Genomic DNA, 17,861 nt, shown 5'->3' on the forward strand with positions numbered 1-17,861 from the left:
GTCAGACCTCCACCCGGTCGTTCGCGCCGGCGGCTCGCGCGTCGTCCGCCGCCAGGTCGGACGGGCTCGACAGCGTGCCGCGCACGGCGGTCGCCGCGGCGACCAGCGGCGACACCAGGTGCGTGCGGCCGCCCTTGCCCTGCCTGCCCTCGAAGTTGCGGTTGCTCGTCGACGCGCACCGCTCCCCCGGAGCCAGCTGGTCGGGGTTCATGCCCAGGCACATCGAGCAGCCCGCGAAGCGCCACTCGGCGCCGAAGTCGACGAAGACCTTGTCGAGCCCCTCGGCCTCGGCCTCCAGCCGCACGCGCGCGGAGCCGGGCACGACCATGACCCGCACGCCCGGTGCCTTGGTGCGGCCGCGCACGATCGAGGCGAACTCGCGCAGGTCCTCGATGCGGCTGTTGGTGCAGGAGCCCATGAAGACCGCGTCGACCGGGATCGCCTTCATCGGCGTGCCCGCTTCGAGGTCCATGTACGCCAGGGCGCGCTCGGCCGCGGCGCGGTCGTTCGCGTCGGCGAACGACGCCGGGTCGGGGACCGCCTCGTTCAGCGACACGCCCTGGCCGGGGTTGGTGCCCCACGTCACGAAGGGCTCCAGCTCTGCGGCGTCCAGGTACACCTCGGCGTCGTACACGGCGCCCTCGTCGGACGGCAGCGTCCGCCAGTAGGCGACGGCATCCTCCCAGTCCTGGCCCTTGGGCGCGTGCGGACGGCCCTTCAGGTACGCGAACGTGGTCTCGTCGGGGGCGACCATGCCCGCGCGCGCGCCGGCCTCGATCGACATGTTGCACATCGTCATCCGGCCCTCCATCGACAGCGACCGGATGGCGCTGCCGCGGTACTCCAGGACGTAGCCCTGGCCGCCGTTGGTGCCGATCTTCGCGATGACGGCGAGGATGACGTCCTTCGCGGTGACGCCGGGCTTGAGCTCGCCCTCGACCGTGATGGCCATCGTCTTGAACGCCTTCAGCGGCAGGGTCTGCGTGGCCAGCACGTGCTCGACCTCGCTCGTGCCGATGCCCAGCGCCATGGCGCCGAAGGCGCCGTGGGTGGAGGTGTGGCTGTCGCCGCACACGACGGTGATGCCGGGCATGGTCAGGCCCAGCTGGGGCCCGACGACGTGGACGATGCCCTGCTCCTTGTCGCCCAGCGAGTGCAGGCGCACCCCGAACTCGGCGGCGTTGCGGCGCAGCGTCTCGATCTGCGTGCGACTGGTCAGGTCGGCGATCGGCTTGTCGATGTCGAGCGTCGGGGTGTTGTGGTCCTCGGTCGCGATCGTCAGGTCGGGCCGGCGCACCGGCCGCCCCTCGGCGCGCAGGCCGTCGAACGCCTGGGGGCTGGTGACCTCGTGCACGAGGTGCAGATCGATGTAGATCAGGTCGGGCTGGCCGTTCTCGCCCTTCACGACGAGGTGGTCCTCCCACACCTTCTCGGCGAGAGTGCGCGGGCGATCGGGGATCTGGATGGTCATGTGTCTCGTTCTCCTGGGATGGGGATCAAGCCCGCGACGGACTCCGCGACGAGAGAGGGCTCAGAACGAGGTCTCGTCGCGGCCGCTAAGGAGAAGACGAGCGATCCGCACCCGCCCAGAATACCACCGCCTCGCTGGGCGTCCGCCGAGGCGGCGTCGGACGCCCAGCGCGCGATCAGTGCTCGATGCGGCCCGCGGCGCGCTCGCGCGACGAGGCGACGAGGCTCGCGACCGTCGCGACGACCATCGAGACGACGATGACGCCGAGCGACATGAGCGTGGAGATCTCCGGCGCCCACTCGATGTGCTGGCCGCCGTTGATGAAGGGCAGCTCGTTCTCGTGCATCGCGTGGAACACGAGCTTCACGCCGATGAAGGCGAGGATGAACGCGATGCCGTAGTGCAGGTACTTGAGGCGGTCGAGGAGGTCGCCGAGGAGGAAGTAGAGCTGCCGGAGGCCCATCAGGGCGAAGATGTTCGCGGTGAACACGATGAACGCGCTCTGCGTGATGCCGAAGATCGCCGGGATCGAGTCCAAGGCGAACAGCAGGTCGGTCATGCCGATCGCCGCGAAGACGATGATCATCGGCGTCCACATCTTCTTGCCGTCGACGACCGTGCGCACCTTCGCGCCGTCGTAGCTGTCGCTGATGTCGATCGTGCGGCGCAGCACCCGCACGATGAAGGTCTCCTGCTTGACGTCGGAGTCGTGGTCGCCGCCGGGGAACGCCTGCTTCCACGCCGTGTAGACGAGGAACGCGCCGAAGATGTAGAACACCCAGCTGAACTGCTCGATGATCGCCGCCCCCGCCAGGATGAACGCGCCACGCAGGATGAGGGCGATGATGATGCCCACCATGAGCACCTTCTGCTGGTATCGGCGCGGCACCGAGAACTGGCCCATGATCAGCACGAACACGAACAGGTTGTCGATCGACAGACTGTACTCGGTCAGCCAGCCCGCGATGAACTGCCCGGCGTACTCGCCACCGGCGAACACCCACATCAACACCGCGAAGATGAGCGCGAGGGTGACGTAGAACACCACCCACAGCGTCGACTCCTTCGTCGAGGGGATGTGTGGACGCTTGACGATCAGGAGCAGATCGGCGACGAGGATGAGCAGTAGAACGACGAGTGAGCCGATCTCGAACCAGACGGGGAGGTCCATGCGGGCCTTTCAGCGGGATGACGGATTCTCGAAAGTCTCTCCCCCGCACGACGCGGCGCACGCCCGGGACCCCAACCGACGGGTTCCGTGATGACGGACGTGCAAGGACGGGATACTCCCTCTCGCTGAACGACCACTCTACAGGGCGGATGTTACGAGCATGAGACGAAGTCCGCGTCGCCGACACTGATCAGGTGAGAGACGATGGGAGCGGCATGATCGGAACGGATGCACGCGACGACCTCGAGCTGGTCGCGGCCGCCGCGGGCGGCAGCGAGCACGCGTTCCGCGCGCTCTACCGCCGGCACGTGCGCCCCGTGTTCTGGCTCGCGCACGGGCTCGTGGGGAGCACGGCCGACGCCGAGGATGTGACCCAGGAGACCTTCGTCGTCGCATGGCGCAAGCTCCCCGGCCTCGACCTCGCCGGCGAGTCGCTGCTGCCGTGGCTGGTCACGATCTGCCGCTACCAGTGCGCGAACCGCATCCGGCGTCAGCAGCGCGACCGGCTGCACACGTCCGAGGCCGCCGACGACGCCCTGCCGTCGACGGTCGACGTCGAGCGCCAGGTCGCCGACGCGCAGCTCGTCGAGCGGATCCTCGCGGAGGTCGCCGCGATGAGCCCGCTCGACCAGCGGATCTTCCGTCTGTGCGCCGCCGAGGGGTACGCGTACCAGGCGGCGGCCGCCGAGCTCGGCGTCAGCCATGGCGTCGTGCGCAACCGTCTCTCCCGCATCCGCACACGCGTGCGGACCGCCGTGGACCCGGAGGGATCATGAACGCCGAAGACATCGCACTGCCGCCTCTCGCCGACGCGCGCATCGACGAGATCGAGGATGCCGTGTTCGCACGGATCGCGCGCGAGCGCACCGCCGCCGCGCACGCCGAGCGGACGCGTCGCACGCGTCGCCGCCGCTGGTGGGCCGCCGGCGGCGCGGCGGCCGCCGTCGTGGTCGTCGCGGCCGTCATCGCGCCGACGGTGACCGGACTGATCGCCGGCCCCGCCGGCGGCGCCCACTCCACCGCCGAGCAGGCGTACGTCGAGCCCGCGCCCGACGCCCGCGACGCGGCCGGCGGTCCGGTCGCGCTCGACCCCGCGACCGGTGCGGCGGAGGACCTCAAGCTCGTCGAGCCCGGGGCCGGCGGCCCCGTGGCGGGCCGCGAGGTGATCACCACGGCATCCGCCACCGTCGAGGTCGACGACGTGCAGGCCGCGGCGCGCGCGATCGCCGCGCTCGCGGACGAGGAGGGCGGCTACGTCGAGTCGATGAGCGTCGGCGACGACCGCGCCGGTGTGAGCGGGTACGCGCCCGAGAGCCTCGTCTACCCGGGACCGACCGGCGCGTGGGTCACCGTGCGGGTGCCCGCCGACCGGCTGAGCGCCGTGACCGAGAGCCTCTCGGAGATCGGCGAGGTGTCGGGCTCGCGCATCGACCGCGCCGACGTCACGACCGCGGCCGTCGACCTGCGCGCGCGCGTGGCGGCGCTCGAGGCCTCGGTGGCGCGCCTGACCGAGCTGATGGCGCAGGCGACCAGCACGGGCGACCTCATCGCCGCCGAGAGCGCGCTGGCGCAGCGCCAGGGCGAGCTGGACTCGTACCGGCAGCAGCTCGAGGGGCTCGAGGGCCAGGTGGAGCTGTCGTCGCTGACGGTGTCGCTCGTGACGCCGGTCGAGCACGTCGAGGCCGATCCGGCGGGCTTCGTCGACGGCGTCCTGGCCGGCTGGAACGGGCTCGTGGCGACGCTCAACGGCATCGTCGTGGCGCTCGGCTTCCTGCTCCCCTGGCTCGTCGTGCTGGGCGTGCTCGGCATCGCGCTGTGGGCGGTGCGCCGCGTCGTCCGTCGCCGCCGCGCGCGCCGCCGCGCGGGCGACGACGCACCCGCGGACGCGCCTCGGCCCGGCGAGGAGCGCGTGCGCCCCTAGCTCTCGTCCGCGACGTCGAGGACTCCGTTGACGACCGCCGCCTGGATGCGCTCCGTCCGCAGCACCGCGCCGCCGGCGGCGGCGACCTTCTCGGCCAGCACGCGCATGTACGCGAGCTCGAATGCGACGATCACGGCGGATTCTCCCGGTGGAATGTACTCCGCCATCTCGTCGATGTCCTCGGCGCTCGCGATGCCCGCCTCGAGCAGCTCGATCCCCTCGATGCCGTAGTCGGCGGCCACGTCCGCGAAGTCGGCCACCGCGATCTCGCCGAACTCGGACTTCGTGACGAGCACGAGATCGAGCAGGCGGAGCGTGCCGCCCTCGACGAGCTCCATGAGCGCCCGGGCGACGGCGGGATCGGGACGCTCGCCGGCGAAGCCCACGAGATGCAGCTCGACCGGACCGTACGTGAAATGTGCCATTCGTGCTCCTTCGCTGCGCGGCGGTCGACGTGCTCGCGAGGCCGGTCGCGCCGAGACGGCGAGGTCGCGGCCCTCTGCCACTGAACCTATCGCGCGTCGAGGGACGGGCGCAGCGCCGACGGCGGCGGCGGGATGCCGTCCGCTCAGCGCCCCAGGAACCGGAGCACGCGTGCCCGCACGAGCCCCGCGCGCCGCCGCAGGCGCATCGCCCGCGGAGCGTCGGCGACGGCCGCCATGCTGCGCCCCGCCCGCAGGCCGTGGAGCTCGCGCGCCCACCGGCGTGTGATCGCGGCATCCGAGAACTCGCGCGCCCGCGCGCGGGCACGTCGCCGCATCGCCTCGAGGCGCGCGTGCGGCATGCGCTGCAGGTCGACGATGCGGCTCGCCATCGCGTCGATGTCGCCCTCGGCGACGAGGAAGCCGTCGCGTCCGTCGCGGATCATGTCGGCCGGTCCGTAGCGGATGTCGTAGGCGATCGGGATGCAGCCCGCGCCCATGCTCTCCACGAGCACGAGCGGCAGACCCTCCGACGACGAGGTCAGCAGGCTGAACCCGGCGCGCTGGAAGGACTCGCGCGCGTGCGGGTCGTGCCCGCGCAGGCGGACGACGTCCTCCGCGCCCAGGTGGGCGATCCGCCGGCGGACGGCATCGGCGTCCTCGCCGTCGCCGTAGACGTCGAGCACGACCCGCGGCTCGGCCGCGTGCGCCCGGACGGCGGCCTCGACGGCGTCGGCGACACGCTTGCGCGGTGTGAGGGATGCCAGCATGACGCCCTGGGCGGGCGCGTGCCCTCGCCGGCCGGAGCGCGGGACGGCGACGCCGTTCGGGATGACGCGGAGCCGGCCGCCGACGCCGTCGGCGACGAGGTCGTCGCGCTGGCGGCGCGTCAGCACCACGATCGCGTCGAAGTCCTCGGCGCGCCGCAGCGCGTACTCGCGCGACGAGCGCAGCTCGCCCGGTGCCGTCTCGTCGCGGTGGGCGCCGTGCACGACGTGCACCGTGACCACGTGGGCGCGGCGGTAGCCGGTGACGAACCGCGCCGCGGTCTTCGAGTCCACGAGCAGGAAGCTCTGCCGGCCGCCCGTGACGCGGTCGAGCCACCAGCGGTAGAGCCGCCAGGTCGAGGCCCACGCGCGCAGCGGCGACCCGTCGAGACCGTGGACGACGATCCGATGGTGCTTGCCGACCAGGCGGTCGGTGGCCAGCAGCGTGCCGTCGCGGCGGAAGCGGTCCACCGCGATCGTGCGCCCCTCGGCATCGCGACGCTCGCGGACCAGGACGACGCCCTCGTGCACGACGACGGTGTCGTCGTCGTGCGGCTCGAGCGGGTCGGCCGCGTCGACCGGCTGCCCCTTCGGCCGGGGCGGCCGCTGCCGCAGGTCGTCCCAGAGGTTGCGGATCCGCACGCCCGCGACGAGCTCGCCGGCGCGCAGCAGCCGCTGCTCCAGCTCGGGGTAGTCGGGACGGTCGTCGAGGGTCAGGATGCCGACGTCGACGCCGCCGAGGCGCCGGAACGCCCGCGAGCGATGCAGCAGCGCGCTCGTCATCCCGCCGTACTGGTCGGGGATGCCCCAGGTCAGGGCGAAGTGCCGGCCGCGCGGCAGAAGGGCTGATCCTCGGAGCACGTGATCAGGATAGGGGTCGGCGGCACCGCCGCGCGGGCCCTTTCAGACCGGCCGCGTTGCTGCTATGGATCCGCCGATGCCGTGAACGACGAGAGAGCCGGCCCTTGCGGACCGGCTCTCTCGTCATTGGTGACCCCAGCGGGATTCGGCCACTCCGCCACTCCACACGCCGCTGCGCGGCGCGCGGAGCCTCGGGCGGAGCGGGACCCCCCGAAGCGGGTCCTCCGCACCAACCGGCACCAGCAATGACAAGAGAGCCGGCCCTTGCGGACCGGCTCTCTTGTCATTGGTGACCCCAGCGGGATTCGAACCCGCGTTACCGCCGTGAGAGGGCGGCGTACTAGGCCGCTATACGATGGGGCCGCTGACAACCGTTCAAGTATGCATGACGATCACCCGCCGTACAAATCGGCGGCGACCGCCTTGCCCCGGCCGCCGCGGAGGGGCTTGACTGGAGCCATGCGCGTCACGAAGCACGAACACGCCTGCCTCCGTCTCGAGGAGCAGGGCAAGACCCTCGTGATCGATCCGGGGAACTTCACGCGCCCTCTGGAGGGCCTGCACGACGTCGTGGGGATCGTCCTGACGCACGAGCATCCCGACCACTGGACGGGCGAGCACCTCGACCGCATCCTGGCCGGCTCCCCCGGCATCCCGATCTTCGGTCCCGCCGGGGTCGCCGCGGCCGCGTCGGGCTACGACGTCACCGTCGTGGCGCCCGGCGACACCGTCACCGCCGGCCCGTTCACGCTCTCGTTCTTCGGCGGACGGCACAACGTCATCCACGAGTCGATCCCGGTGATCGACAACGTGGGCGTGCTCGTGAACGGCGCGTTCTACTACCCGGGCGACTCGTACGCGGTGCCCGGCGACGTCGACGTGCAGCTGCTCGCCGCCCCGGTGGGCGCCCCCTGGCTCAAGATCGGCGAGGCGATGGACTTCGTGCTCGCCGTCGCCCCGCGTCGCGCCTTCGGCACGCACGACATGACCCTCTCGGCGATCGGCCTGGGCATGCACCGCCAGCGCCTCGACTGGGCCGTCCAGCAGGGCGGCGGCTCGTTCGTCGCGCTCGATCCCGGCGACCACGCCGACGTCTGATGCGACGGGACGGAAGACGATGACACCCTTGCGGATCGCGCTGTTCGCGATGCTCTGGCTGCTGCTCGGCATCTGGGGGCTCGTCGGCGGCAACCTCCTCTTCGGCTTCGGCGGCGCCGCCCTCGCGCTCGCCTTCCTCGTCTACGCGTGGGTGCTGCGGCGCGGCTCGGGACGCGGCTCCCGCCCGCGCGACTGACGCCGCGCGAGCGCGCCAGGCCGGCGAGTCGGCGGGACGAGAGAAGCGGATGCCGTGGGCGTGAACCCACGGCATCCGCTCTTCGTCCGCGCGATCAGGCCGCGTCGTGGTCGATCTCGAGGAACGCGACGAGGCTGTCCAGCGCCTCCTCGGCGCCCTCGCCCTCGGCCTTGAGGGTCACGACGCTGCCGTGCGTCGCGCCGAGGCCCATGAGGGTGAGGATGCTGCCTGCGTTCAGGTCGGGACCGCCCTCGACGGCGATCGTCACGGGCACGCCGGTGGCCTGGACGGCCTGCACGAAGAGCTTCGCGGGACGGGCGTGGAGGCCCGAGCTGCTCGCAATGGTGGCGGTGCGTTCTGCCATGTTCTTCTCTTTCTGGTTGGGGTTGTGACGGATGGAAGGGTGTGCTCAGGCGGCGACGGCGACCGGCGCGGCGGCCTCCTCGACCACCGGACGCTTGCGCACGAACGCCTTGAGGGCGATCACGACGAGCGCCGTGACGACGGTCCCCGCGGCCAGCGCGACCACGAAGCCCCAGAAGGGGTCGATCGCGAAGAACACGAAGATGCCGCCGTGCGGTGCGCGCGACTCCACGGCGAGGGCCATGCTCAGGGCGCCGGTCACGGCGCCGCCCACCATCGAGGCGGGGAGCACGCGGAGCGGGTCGGCGGCCGCGAACGGGATCGCGCCCTCCGAGATGAAGGCCGCTCCGAGCAGCCACGCCGCCTTGCCGTTCTGCTGCTCCACCGGGGTGAAGAGCTTGCGGCCGAGCACCGTGGAGGCCAGCGCCATCGCGAGCGGCGGCACCATGCCGGCGCACATGACCGCGGCCATGATGAGGTACGGCGTGGTGTTGGTCGCCGAGCCGGCGCTCAGACCCGCCGCGGCGAACGCGTAGGCCGTCTTGTTGACCGGACCGCCGAGGTCGAAGCACATCATGAGGCCGACGATGATGCCGACGACCACGATCGCGCCCGTGCTCGCGAGGCTGTTCAGGCCCTCGGTCATCGCCGCCATGAGCGAGGCGATGGGCCGCCCGAGGAACGCGATCATGAGGCCCGACGCCACGATGGAGGCGAGGAGCGGGATGATCACGACCGGCATCAGGCCGCGCAGCCAGCGCGGCACGTCGAGCCGGCCCAGCCACCAGGCGATGAAGCCGCCGAGGAGACCGCCGATGATGCCGCCGAGGAAGCCCGCGGACATGATGTTCGCGACCGCGCCGGCGACGAAGCCGGGCGCGATGCCGGGTCGGTCGGCGATCGCGAACGCGATGTAGCCGGCCAGCGCCGGGACCAGGAAGCCCATCGAAGTCGAGCCGATCATGAACGCGACCGAGCCCAGGTACTGTCCGACGCCGCCCGCGGGCAGATCCCACAGCGAGTTCTGGATGATCACCGTCGCGGCGTCGTCGGTGACGTTGTAGCCGCCGAGCAGGAAGCCCAGCGCGATCAGCAGACCGCCGCCGGCGACGAACGGGATCATGTAGCTCACACCGGTGAGCAGCCACCGCTTGATGCGTGCGCCGACCGACTCGCTCGGCGCGTCGGCGGCGGCGGCCGCCGCGGCGGCCGAGCCGCTCACGCGCTCCGCGCTCGGGTCGTTCACGGCCGCCACGGCCTGCCTGATCAGCTCGCCGGGACGCTCGATGCCCGCCTTCACGCCCGCGCGGACGACCGGCTTGCCGGCGAAGCGCTGCGGGACGCGCACGTCGACGTCGACGGCGAAGATGACGGCATCCGCGCGGTCGATGACGTCCTGCGGGAGCGCCTTGTAGCCGCTGGAGCCCTGCGGCTCGACGATGAGGTCGACGCCCTCCTTCTTGCCGGTCGCCGTGAGGGCGTCGGCCGCCATGAAGGTGTGCGCGATGCCGGTGGCGCACGCCGTGACCGCGACGATGCGCGCGGGGCGCCCGTCGACGGTCAGACCGCTCGCGACCGGTGCGGCGGCCGCTGCCGCCGCGACGGGGGCGGCGGTCTCGGCCACGGGTGCGGCCTCCTCCTCGCCGATCGCGACGCGCACGATGTGCGCGACCTCGTCGGCGCTCGAGGCGGCGCGCAGGCTCGAGGTGAACTCGTCCTGCATGAGGCTGCGGGCGAGCTTGGAGAGCACGGCGAGGTGCTCCTCGGCGGCCGTGTCGGGCGCGGCGATGAGGAACACGAGGTCGGCCGGGCCGTCCGGGGCGCCGAACTCGACGCCCGGCTTCAGCCGCGCGAACGCGAGCGAGGCCTGCTGCACGGCGGGGCTCTTCGCGTGCGGGATCGCGATGCCGCCCGGGAGGCCGGTCTCGTCCTTCTGCTCGCGCGCCCACGCGTCGGCGGCGAGCCGCTCGGCGTCGTTCGCGCGTCCCTGAGCGGTCACGCGCGCGGCGAGCGACGCGATCACGGCCTGCTTGTCGGCTCCCAGATCCTCGTCGATGCTGATGAGCGCGGGCGTGATCGTGCCGGTCTCGGCGACGGGCGCCGGCTCCTCCTCGCCGATCGCGACGCGCACGATGTGCACGACCTCCTCGGCGCTCTTGGCCGCGCGCAGGCTCGAGGTGAACTCGTCCTGCATGAGGCTCCGGGCGAGCTTCGACAGCACGGCGAGGTGCTCCTCGGCCGCGGTGTCGGGCGCGGCGATCAGGAAGACCAGATCGGCGGGCCCGTCGGGTGCGCCGAACTCGACGCCGGGCGTCAGGCGGGCGAACGCGAGCGAGGCCTGCTGCACGGCGGGGCTCTTCGCGTGCGGGATCGCGATGCCGCCGGGAAGCCCGGTCTCGTCCTTCTGCTCGCGCGCCCATGCGTCGGCGGCGAGCCGGTCGGCATCGGACGCACGACCTTCGGCGGCCACACGCGCCGCCAGCGACGCGATCACCGCCTGCTTGTCGGCACCGAGATTCTCGTCAAGGCTGACGAGCGCCGGTGTGATGGTGTCGGACACGTGGACCTCCTCTGGTCAACGGGGGTTCAGGGGCTGGACCGACACGTCCCCGGCGGGGAGATCGGCGGGAGTGGGGGCCTGGGTGCCGGGCAGCGACGCCGCGGCCGCGCCGTAGCGGATGCTGTGGCGGAGGCTCTCGTCGGCGGCGCTGCCGGCGGTGTCGGCGAGCAGGAAGCCGGCCAGCGAGCTGTCGCCCGCGCCGACCGTGCTGCGCACCTGGATGCGCGGCGGCGTTCCCACGAGGGCGCCGTCGGCGGTGACGAGCACCGCGCCGTGCGCGCCGAGGGTCACGAGCGCCGCGCGGGAGCGCTCCGGCACCAGCGTGCGCGCGACCGAGAGCACCGCGTCGGCGAGCTCGGCGGACGGGTCGAGGTCGATGCCGGCGAGCTCGGCGAGCTCCTCGTCGTTGGGCTTGATGAGATCCGGGATGCCGTCGGCCACCACCGCGTGCAGCGCCGGGCCGGACGTGTCGACCGCGATGCGCGGCGCCGCGCTCCCCCAGCGCTCGCGGACGGCGCGGATGACGGTGACGTAGAAGTCGGTCGGCAGCCCCGGCGGCAGCGAGCCGGCCAGCACGAGCCACGTCGCCCCCTCGGCGGCGTCGACGACCGCGTCGACGATCGCCGCGGCATCCGCGTCGGTGAGGGTCACGCCGCGGAGGTTGAGCTTCGTGGTCGTCCCCGCTGGATCGGTCACGGCGATGTTCGAGCGCGCCGACCCGGTGATCGGGACCGCCCGGGTAGGGATGCCGGTGCCCGCGAGCGCCGCCGCGAACGGGTCGGCGTCGTCGAGCGGCAGCACGGCGATCGTGGGCACGCCCGCCGCGGCCACGACGCGCGACACGTTGATGCCCTTGCCGCCGGCGTCCTCGCGGACGTCCGTCGCGGTCTGCACCTGGCCGGGCCGCAGCGGGGCCTCGAGCGTGATGGTGCGATCGAGCGAGGGGTTGGCGGTGAGAGTGACGATCATGCGATCCAGACCTCCGTGTCGGCGTCGCGAAGCGCTGCGGACAGCGCGGTCGGTGGGGGGCAGTCGGTGACGAGCACGTCGATCTCGGCGAGGTCGGCGAACGAGAAGAGCAGCTCGTGGTCGAACTTATCGGCGTCGGCGACGACGATGACGCGACGCGCGGAGCGGACGATGGCGCGCTTGACGGCGGCCTCGTCGGGGTCGGGCGTGCTCATGCCGAACGCGGCGGAGATGCCGTTCGTACCGACGATCGCGAGATCGGGGCGCAGCGCCGAGATCGCCTGCACGGTGCCGGCTCCCACGGCCGCGGCGGTCAGGCTGCGGACGCGTCCGCCGATCGCGGTGAGCTCGACGCCGGGCGCGCCGGCGAGGATGTGGGCGATCGCCATGGAGTGGGTGACGACCTCGACCTGGCCGCCGCCGTGGCGCACGCGGTCGGCGAGCTGCTGCGCGACCGCGGCCACCGTCGTGCCCGCGTCGAGGTAGACCGAGCCGACCGCGGCGGTGTCGACGGCGGCGAGCGTGCGGTGCCCGATCGCCTGCTTGCTCTCGTTGTGCCGGAAGGCGCGCTCGGCGATCGACGGCTCGGCGGTGCTCGCGCGGCCCGGGGCCACCGCACCGCCGTGCACGCGGCGCACCGCGCCGGCGCGCTCGAGCTGGTCGAGGTCGCGACGCACCGTCTCGGTGGTGACCCCGAAGCGCTGCGCGAGCTCGACGACCGCGACACGACCGTCGACGGCGATCAGCTGCTCGATGTGCTGCTGGCGCTCCGTCGCGTACATGCGGTCCCCTTCGGGTCAGGCCACACGTTACAACACAGACCAAAGCAAAGACAACGGTGCGCACCGGGAAAAAGCGGCGCCCCGGTCCGCGTGGACCGGGGCGCCGTGAGGGAATCGCCGTGCGATCAGGCCTCGCTCATCGCGAGGACCTCGGCCTGGCCCTTGGCGGCGTAGTACGCCGCGCGCGCGGCGTCCTTGCGGGCCTGCTCGGCGTAGCCGGCGTCGAGGATCTCCTGCGGCACCTCGACGCTCTCGACGTGGTTCACGCCGTTGTGCTTCTCGATGTAGGCGTCGAGCTCGGGGCCGCTCGTCCACGACGTGATCAGGCAGTAGCGCGGCTCGGTGCCGTTGTGCGTCGCGGCGTGCCACAGGCGCTGCGTGTCGATGATCAGCTGCGCGCCGGCCGGGAGCGCGATGCGGACCTCGCCCTGCGGGTCGGTGCGGTTCTCGCGCAGGACGAAGTAGCTGTCCTTGTCGTCGGTGAGGTTGAAGAAGCCGCGCACGACCCAGCCGGTGCCGTCGGGGTTGAGACGGTTGTTGTCGTCCTGGTGCAGGTTGTAGAGGCACTCGCCGTAGGGCGTGGGCTGCAGCTCGATGACGCGGCAGCGGCCGACGTTGGCGCCGGGCTCCTGCGCGCGGCGGGTGAGGTTCGGGGCCTTCTCGACCTGCGAGTCGATCCAGACGCCGTCCTTGTCGGTGCGCGGCGGCTTGTGGTTCCAGAAGCCGTTGCACTCGATCTCGCCGAACGCGCTCGCGAGCGGCGCGAAGCGGGTGTCGCCCGAGGACTTCCAGTCGTTGTACTCGATGTCGAGCCACTCCTTGGGGTCCAGCTCCTGGTTGTAGCTGTCGAGGACCACGTAGCCGGTCTCCTCGAGAGCGGCGGACTTGATGTAACCCATGATGTGAATCATGCCTTTCGTAGGGGGCCAGCACGTTTTAACAGGCCCGACTTAGGCGAGCCTACCTTCGAGGGTCTGAAAGGCCGCTCAATCACGGCCGAGGATATTCGCGCGTACTAGACTCGGCGGCGTTTGGAGAGGTATGAGCACTGCCACGAACGTCGAAGCGACCGCCGTCAACACGATCTCCTGGCTCTCGGCATCCGAGACCACGATCGTCGTCCCCGTCTATCAGCGGCAGTACCGCTGGGACATCGGCGGGTGCGAGCAGCTGCTCGGCGACGTGCGCGCGGTGGCCGCGGCCGACGACGCGCACACCCACTTCATCGGGTCGATCCTGTCGACGGCGAGCACCCACGGCGACGACGACGCGCACCTCGTGCTCATCGACGGCCAGCAGCGCATCACGACCCTCATGCTGCTGGTCGCGGCCCTGCACCACTCGCTGAAGGGTCAGGACGCCGCCCTCGCGGCCGAGCTGGAACGCGTGCTCGTCCGCGCCGAGGACGCCGGCCGCACGAAGCTCCGCCCCCACCGGGCGTGGGCGGACGTGTTCGAGAGCGTCGTGCTCGACCGCCGCGCGCCCGAGGACGCGCAGCGCGAGTCGCGCTTCGACGACAACTACGCGTTCTTCCGCAGCCAGATCCGCCCCGACGAGGCCGCGCACGTCTGGAACGGGCTCCGCAAGCTCGAGCACGTCTCGATCACGCTCGGCGAGGACGCCAACGCCCAGCAGATCTTCGAGAGCCTCAACTCCACCGGCGAGCCGCTGCGCGACCACGAGCTGATCCACAACTACGTGCTGATGGGCCTCTCGCACGCGGAGCAGAGCGAGATCGAGGACGAGTACTGGCTGCCCATCGAGCAGAACACGGGCGAGGCGATCGGCGCCTTCTGGCGCCACTACCTCGTCATGCTCACCGGTCGCGAGGTGACCGCCGCCGGCGGCCGCGGCGTGTACGACGCGTTCCGCCAGGAGTTCCCCCGGCTGGAGGCCGAGACCCTGCGCGAGCACGCCGCGCGCTGGCGCGAGCTCTCCGAGATCTACGGGCTGCTGCTCGACCCGGCACGCGTCCCCGACCCCGGCATCGGCCGCCACGTGGCCCACCTCAACACGTTCGGGCGCGCGACGTACCCGCTCGCGATGCGCCTGTACCGCGATCACGCGCACGGGTCGCTGAGCCGCGACGAGCTGATCGCCGCGCTCGAGCAGCTGCAGTCCCTGCTGCTGCGCCGCAAGGTCGTCGGCATCGGCGACGACCGGCTGGTCGCCCGCCTGTGCCGGGCCGCCGACGAGGGCGGCGACGCGCTCGCGCGCGCGTTCGCCCGCATCACCCCCTCCGACGAGCGCATCCGCATCGCGCTCCGCTACAGCGCGCTGCCGCACGCGGCCTACGTGCTGGGCCGGCTCGCCGACGTCGACCCGCGCGGTCTCGACGTCGAGCACGTGTTCCCGCTCGTCCCCTCCGAGGACTGGAGCGGCGACGGCATCCGCCCCTGGTCGGAGTACTCCGACGACGAGCAGAACAGCCATCGTGCCCTCGCGCCCACGCTCGGCAACCTGGCCCTCCTCGAGCAGCCGCTCGCCGAACGCGCGCTCGACGCCTCGTTCCCGCAGAAGCGCGCGCTGTACGCGCGCAGCGCCGTGCCGCAGACGCGTGCGCTGGCGGATGCCACGGCGTGGGGCACCGGGGCGATCGCCGCGCGCACCGAGGCGCTCACCGACCTGTTCGTGCGGGTGTGGCGCCGGCCCGTGGTGACCGACATCGACGACGACGGCCTGACCCCGATCCTCGACGCCCGGCAGCGCCGCGGCTGGCCGCCCGGCTGGCAGCGCGAGTTCGACTACGTCGAGTACCGCGGCGAGCACTGGGAGGTGCCCGACGTCAAGTACCTCTTCAACCGCATCTTCAAGCGGCTGTGGGCCGACTCGCGGCAGAGCGTCGTCGACTTCAGCGCCCGTCGCGGCGGGCCGGTCTATCCCGCGCGCGCGTGGAACGGCCAGTGGGACGAGCTCGGCGAGGGGCAGTACCTCTACATGGGCTGGGACTCGAAGTACATGCTCACCGCGGTGCAGGGGGTGCTCGACGAGGCGGGCTACGCGCCCGAGGTCTTCCTCAAGTACTCCTACATCGGCGACGCGATGTAGCCGACGGCGTCAGTCGACCGCCGGAGGCGCGGACGCCTGCGCCCTCCCCCACGCCGCACCGAGCGAGAAGTGGCTGGTGACGCCGAAGTGGGCCATCGCCTCGGCGACGCGACGACGTCCCGTGCGCGGGGTGAGGCCGAGCGCGTGCGCGGCCGCCTCCATCGTCAGGCCGCGGCTCATGAGCCGCAGCATCGGCTCCCACGAGCGCGGTCCCGTGCCGCCCACCGGCAGCGCCTCGCCCCAGAGCCGCTCGAACAGCCACGCCAGCACGGCGGCCAGAGCGGGCGACTGCACGGCCATGACGCTCGTGGGCCATCCCTGGCCCCATTCCAGGGGGATGCCGACGGTGTCGCGATCGGACACCCAGAACAGGCTCGGGAGGTGCGGGTGCATGCGAACCTCCACGCCGGCGTCGAGCTCCGCCTGCAGCCGGGCGCGCGCGGCCGGGTTCGTCGCGTCGGCGACGCTGAGCAGCAGCCGGACGCTCAGCCCGTCGCCGACCCGCGCCGCCCACAGCGACGCGGCGTCGCGCGGGCGGTCGAACAGCAGCGAGGTCTCGGGCATGCACAGGTCGCAGTGCGCCGGAGTGCTGCGCGCGAAGTGCAGCGTCCACATCTCGGCGGGCGCCCACGGGCCGTGCAGCACGTCGATCGGCAGCGCGTGCTCGCCCGAGTTGCCGAGGTTCCACGCCTGGATGAGGCCGGGCAGCGCCTGCAGCACGTCCTGCGCGTTCGCGATCGTCTCGTCGAGGTGCTCCGACACCGTCATCAGCAGGCGTCGCGACACGCCCGAGACCGTGACGTCCGGGCGACGGTAGGTGATCACGCCGCTCGTGACGCTGAGGAAGCCGAGCCGCTGGAGCTGGCCGACCGCCTCGCGCGTGGCCTCGGGATCGGCGTCGGTCAGGGCGACCAGCTCGTCGACGCTCGCGACGCGCGTGCGCAGCGCCGTGTTCAGCAGCGCCGTGAGCTCCGGCATCCGTCCCATGCGTCCTCCTCGCCCGCTGTGGGCCAGTATTCCGCATCGCGCGGTGGACGGGAGCGGCCATTCGCCGATGCGGCCGCGAGACGCTAGGAGAAGAACGCGCCGGAGTAGCGGTCGAAGTGGATCGCGTCGCCGATCAGGTACTCGTACAGCTCGTCGACGATGTCGACGCCCTCCCGCAGCGACCGCTCATAGCGCTCGTGCTCGGGCTGGCCCGGGTAGCGCACGCGATCGACGCCCTCGGCCGGGCGCGACGACGTCAGCTCGTCGAGCATGCGGCCGATCTCGGCGGCGAACCCGCCGTCGCCGCGGAAGACGGCGGGGTCGAGCGCGATCTGCAGCTGGCCCAGCTCGCGGCCGGCGGTGAGGTCGCCGTACATCGACGTGACGTGCGGACCGAACGGCAGGCCGAGCATGGGGCCGGACAGGATGTCGACCATCGCCATGAGGCCCATGCCCTTGGGGCCCGCGATCGGCAGCAGGCCGTGCACGTCGTTCGGGTCGGTCGTCGGCAGGCCGTCGTGGCCGACCGCCCACGTGTCGGGGATCGCGACGCCCCGAGATCGGGCGTCGAGCACCTTGCCCCACGCCTGCACGGTCGTGGCCATGTCGACGACGAACTCGCGGTCGTCGTCGACGGGCGCCGCGAACGCGATCGGGTTGGTCCCGAAGAACGGGTCGGCGCCGCCGAAGGGCACCGCCATCGGATCGGACTGGCACAGGGTCAGGCCGACGAGGCCGGCCGCGGCCAGCTGCAGCGAGTAGTAGCCGATCGGGCCGGAGTGGCCCATGCGGCGCGTGCCGACCACGGCGACGCCGTGCTCGCGCGCGGTCTCGATCGCGAGCGCGGTCGCCGCGCGGGCGGCCACGAAGCCCGAGCCGTTGCCGGCGTCCACGACGTGCGTCGTCGGGGTGCGCGAGGTGATCTCGATCGGCGCCGGCACGGTCAGGCCGCCCTTGGCGATGCGCTCGCAGTAGTACTCGACCCGCACGACGCCGTGCGAGTGCACGCCGCGCGCGTCGGCCCAGGCCAGCACGTGCGCCGTGAAACGCGCCGCGTCGTCGTCGAGCCCGGCCGCGCGCAGCTTGGCGTCGATGAGCTCCTCCAGTCGATCGATCGGGACGAGCACGGCGGACCTCCACGGGACGATGGGGCGGACGATGTGCCCACATGGTATGCCATCAGAGAGGATCGTGCACCCTGGCCGTGGCGCCTTCGCTCGAGCCGCGCCAGCATCTACTGTGGTG

16 protein-coding genes and 1 tRNA gene are annotated in these 17,861 nt (G+C 72.2%); 5 read left to right on the top strand and 12 right to left on the bottom strand.

What is annotated here, in order from left to right; all coding sequences use genetic code 11:
* Position 1: 1 nt before the first annotated feature.
* Positions 2–1,471, bottom strand: a complete 1,470-nt coding sequence (gene leuC, locus WML84_RS00655) for a 3-isopropylmalate dehydratase large subunit (protein ID WP_347344225.1) — start codon at positions 1,469–1,471, stop codon at positions 2–4.
* A 175-nt stretch (positions 1,472–1,646) separates the two neighbouring features.
* A complete protein-coding gene (locus WML84_RS00660) occupies positions 1,647–2,642 on the bottom strand; it encodes a TerC family protein (RefSeq protein WP_347344226.1) in 996 nt (331 codons plus the stop codon).
* A gap of 215 nt (positions 2,643–2,857) precedes the next feature.
* On the opposite strand from WML84_RS00660, the gene WML84_RS00665 reads away from it, so the two are divergent.
* Together WML84_RS00665 and WML84_RS00670 are read left to right on the top strand one after the other, a co-directional pair.
* Entirely contained in the window at positions 2,858–3,418 is a 561-nt protein-coding gene (locus WML84_RS00665; protein ID WP_347344227.1) for a sigma-70 family RNA polymerase sigma factor, read from the top strand.
* Positions 3,415–4,563 (top strand): DUF4349 domain-containing protein, encoded by a 1,149-nt coding sequence (locus WML84_RS00670; RefSeq protein ID WP_347344228.1) that lies wholly within the window; start codon positions 3,415–3,417, stop codon positions 4,561–4,563. The genes WML84_RS00665 and WML84_RS00670 overlap by 4 nt, the downstream gene beginning before the upstream one ends.
* Here WML84_RS00670 and WML84_RS00675 read toward each other — a convergent pair.
* The 3 genes from WML84_RS00675 to WML84_RS00685 all read right to left on the bottom strand — a co-directional run bounded on the left by WML84_RS00675 (position 4,560) and on the right by WML84_RS00685 (position 6,976).
* Entirely contained in the window at positions 4,560–4,988 is a 429-nt protein-coding gene (locus tag WML84_RS00675) for a DUF6325 family protein (protein ID WP_347344229.1), read from the bottom strand. The genes WML84_RS00670 and WML84_RS00675 overlap by 4 nt on opposite strands.
* 143 nt (positions 4,989–5,131) lie before the next feature.
* Complete coding sequence (locus tag WML84_RS00680) at positions 5,132–6,613, bottom strand: glycosyltransferase (protein WP_347344230.1); 1,482 nt, start codon at positions 6,611–6,613, stop codon at positions 5,132–5,134.
* A gap of 287 nt (positions 6,614–6,900) precedes the next feature.
* Positions 6,901–6,976 (bottom strand) — tRNA-Glu (locus WML84_RS00685).
* Between the two features lie 96 nt (positions 6,977–7,072).
* On the opposite strand from WML84_RS00685, the gene WML84_RS00690 reads away from it, so the two are divergent.
* Together WML84_RS00690 and WML84_RS00695 are read left to right on the top strand one after the other, a co-directional pair.
* On the top strand, positions 7,073–7,711 hold the full coding sequence (locus WML84_RS00690) for an MBL fold metallo-hydrolase (protein ID WP_347344231.1): 639 nt from the start codon (positions 7,073–7,075) through the stop codon (positions 7,709–7,711).
* A gap of 19 nt (positions 7,712–7,730) precedes the next feature.
* On the top strand, positions 7,731–7,907 hold the full coding sequence (locus WML84_RS00695) for a hypothetical protein (RefSeq protein WP_347344232.1): 177 nt from the start codon (positions 7,731–7,733) through the stop codon (positions 7,905–7,907).
* Between the two features lie 94 nt (positions 7,908–8,001).
* On the opposite strand, the gene WML84_RS00700 is transcribed toward WML84_RS00695, so the two are convergent.
* The 5 genes from WML84_RS00700 to WML84_RS00720 all read right to left on the bottom strand — a co-directional run bounded on the left by WML84_RS00700 (position 8,002) and on the right by WML84_RS00720 (position 13,480).
* Positions 8,002–8,271, bottom strand: coding sequence for an HPr family phosphocarrier protein (locus tag WML84_RS00700; RefSeq protein ID WP_347344233.1), 270 nt, complete (start codon positions 8,269–8,271; stop codon positions 8,002–8,004).
* A gap of 45 nt (positions 8,272–8,316) precedes the next feature.
* The gene (locus WML84_RS00705; RefSeq protein ID WP_347344234.1) at positions 8,317–10,830 is read right to left on the bottom strand and encodes a fructose-specific PTS transporter subunit EIIC; all 2,514 of its coding nucleotides are present in this window, start codon (positions 10,828–10,830) and stop codon (positions 8,317–8,319) included.
* A gap of 15 nt (positions 10,831–10,845) precedes the next feature.
* Positions 10,846–11,799: a 1-phosphofructokinase gene (gene pfkB, locus WML84_RS00710; RefSeq protein WP_347344235.1), complete on the bottom strand. Its 954-nt coding sequence runs from the start codon at positions 11,797–11,799 to the stop codon at positions 10,846–10,848.
* Positions 11,796–12,581 carry a DeoR/GlpR family DNA-binding transcription regulator gene (locus WML84_RS00715; protein WP_347344236.1) on the bottom strand — a complete coding sequence of 262 codons (786 nt, stop codon included), beginning with the start codon at positions 12,579–12,581 and terminating at the stop codon, positions 11,796–11,798. The genes pfkB and WML84_RS00715 overlap by 4 nt, the downstream gene beginning before the upstream one ends.
* Positions 12,582–12,706: 125 nt before the next feature.
* Complete coding sequence (locus WML84_RS00720; protein WP_347344237.1) at positions 12,707–13,480, bottom strand: hypothetical protein; 774 nt, start codon at positions 13,478–13,480, stop codon at positions 12,707–12,709.
* Positions 13,481–13,622: 142 nt separating this feature from the next.
* Between WML84_RS00720 and WML84_RS00725 the strand changes: the two genes are divergently transcribed.
* Positions 13,623–15,629, top strand: coding sequence for a DUF262 domain-containing protein (locus WML84_RS00725; protein WP_347344238.1), 2,007 nt, complete (start codon positions 13,623–13,625; stop codon positions 15,627–15,629).
* Between the two features lie 9 nt (positions 15,630–15,638).
* Here the strand turns inward: WML84_RS00725 and WML84_RS00730 are convergent, their stop codons facing one another.
* The gene (locus WML84_RS00730) at positions 15,639–16,616 is read right to left on the bottom strand and encodes a hypothetical protein (protein WP_347344239.1); all 978 of its coding nucleotides are present in this window, start codon (positions 16,614–16,616) and stop codon (positions 15,639–15,641) included.
* 83 nt (positions 16,617–16,699) lie between these two features.
* Complete coding sequence (gene allD, locus WML84_RS00735) at positions 16,700–17,743, bottom strand: ureidoglycolate dehydrogenase (RefSeq protein ID WP_347344240.1); 1,044 nt, start codon at positions 17,741–17,743, stop codon at positions 16,700–16,702.
* Positions 17,744–17,861: the final 118 nt, after the last annotated feature.

Source organism: Microbacterium sp. (assembly GCF_039812165.1).
In the GTDB taxonomy this organism is placed as follows: domain Bacteria; phylum Actinomycetota; class Actinomycetes; order Actinomycetales; family Microbacteriaceae; genus Microbacterium.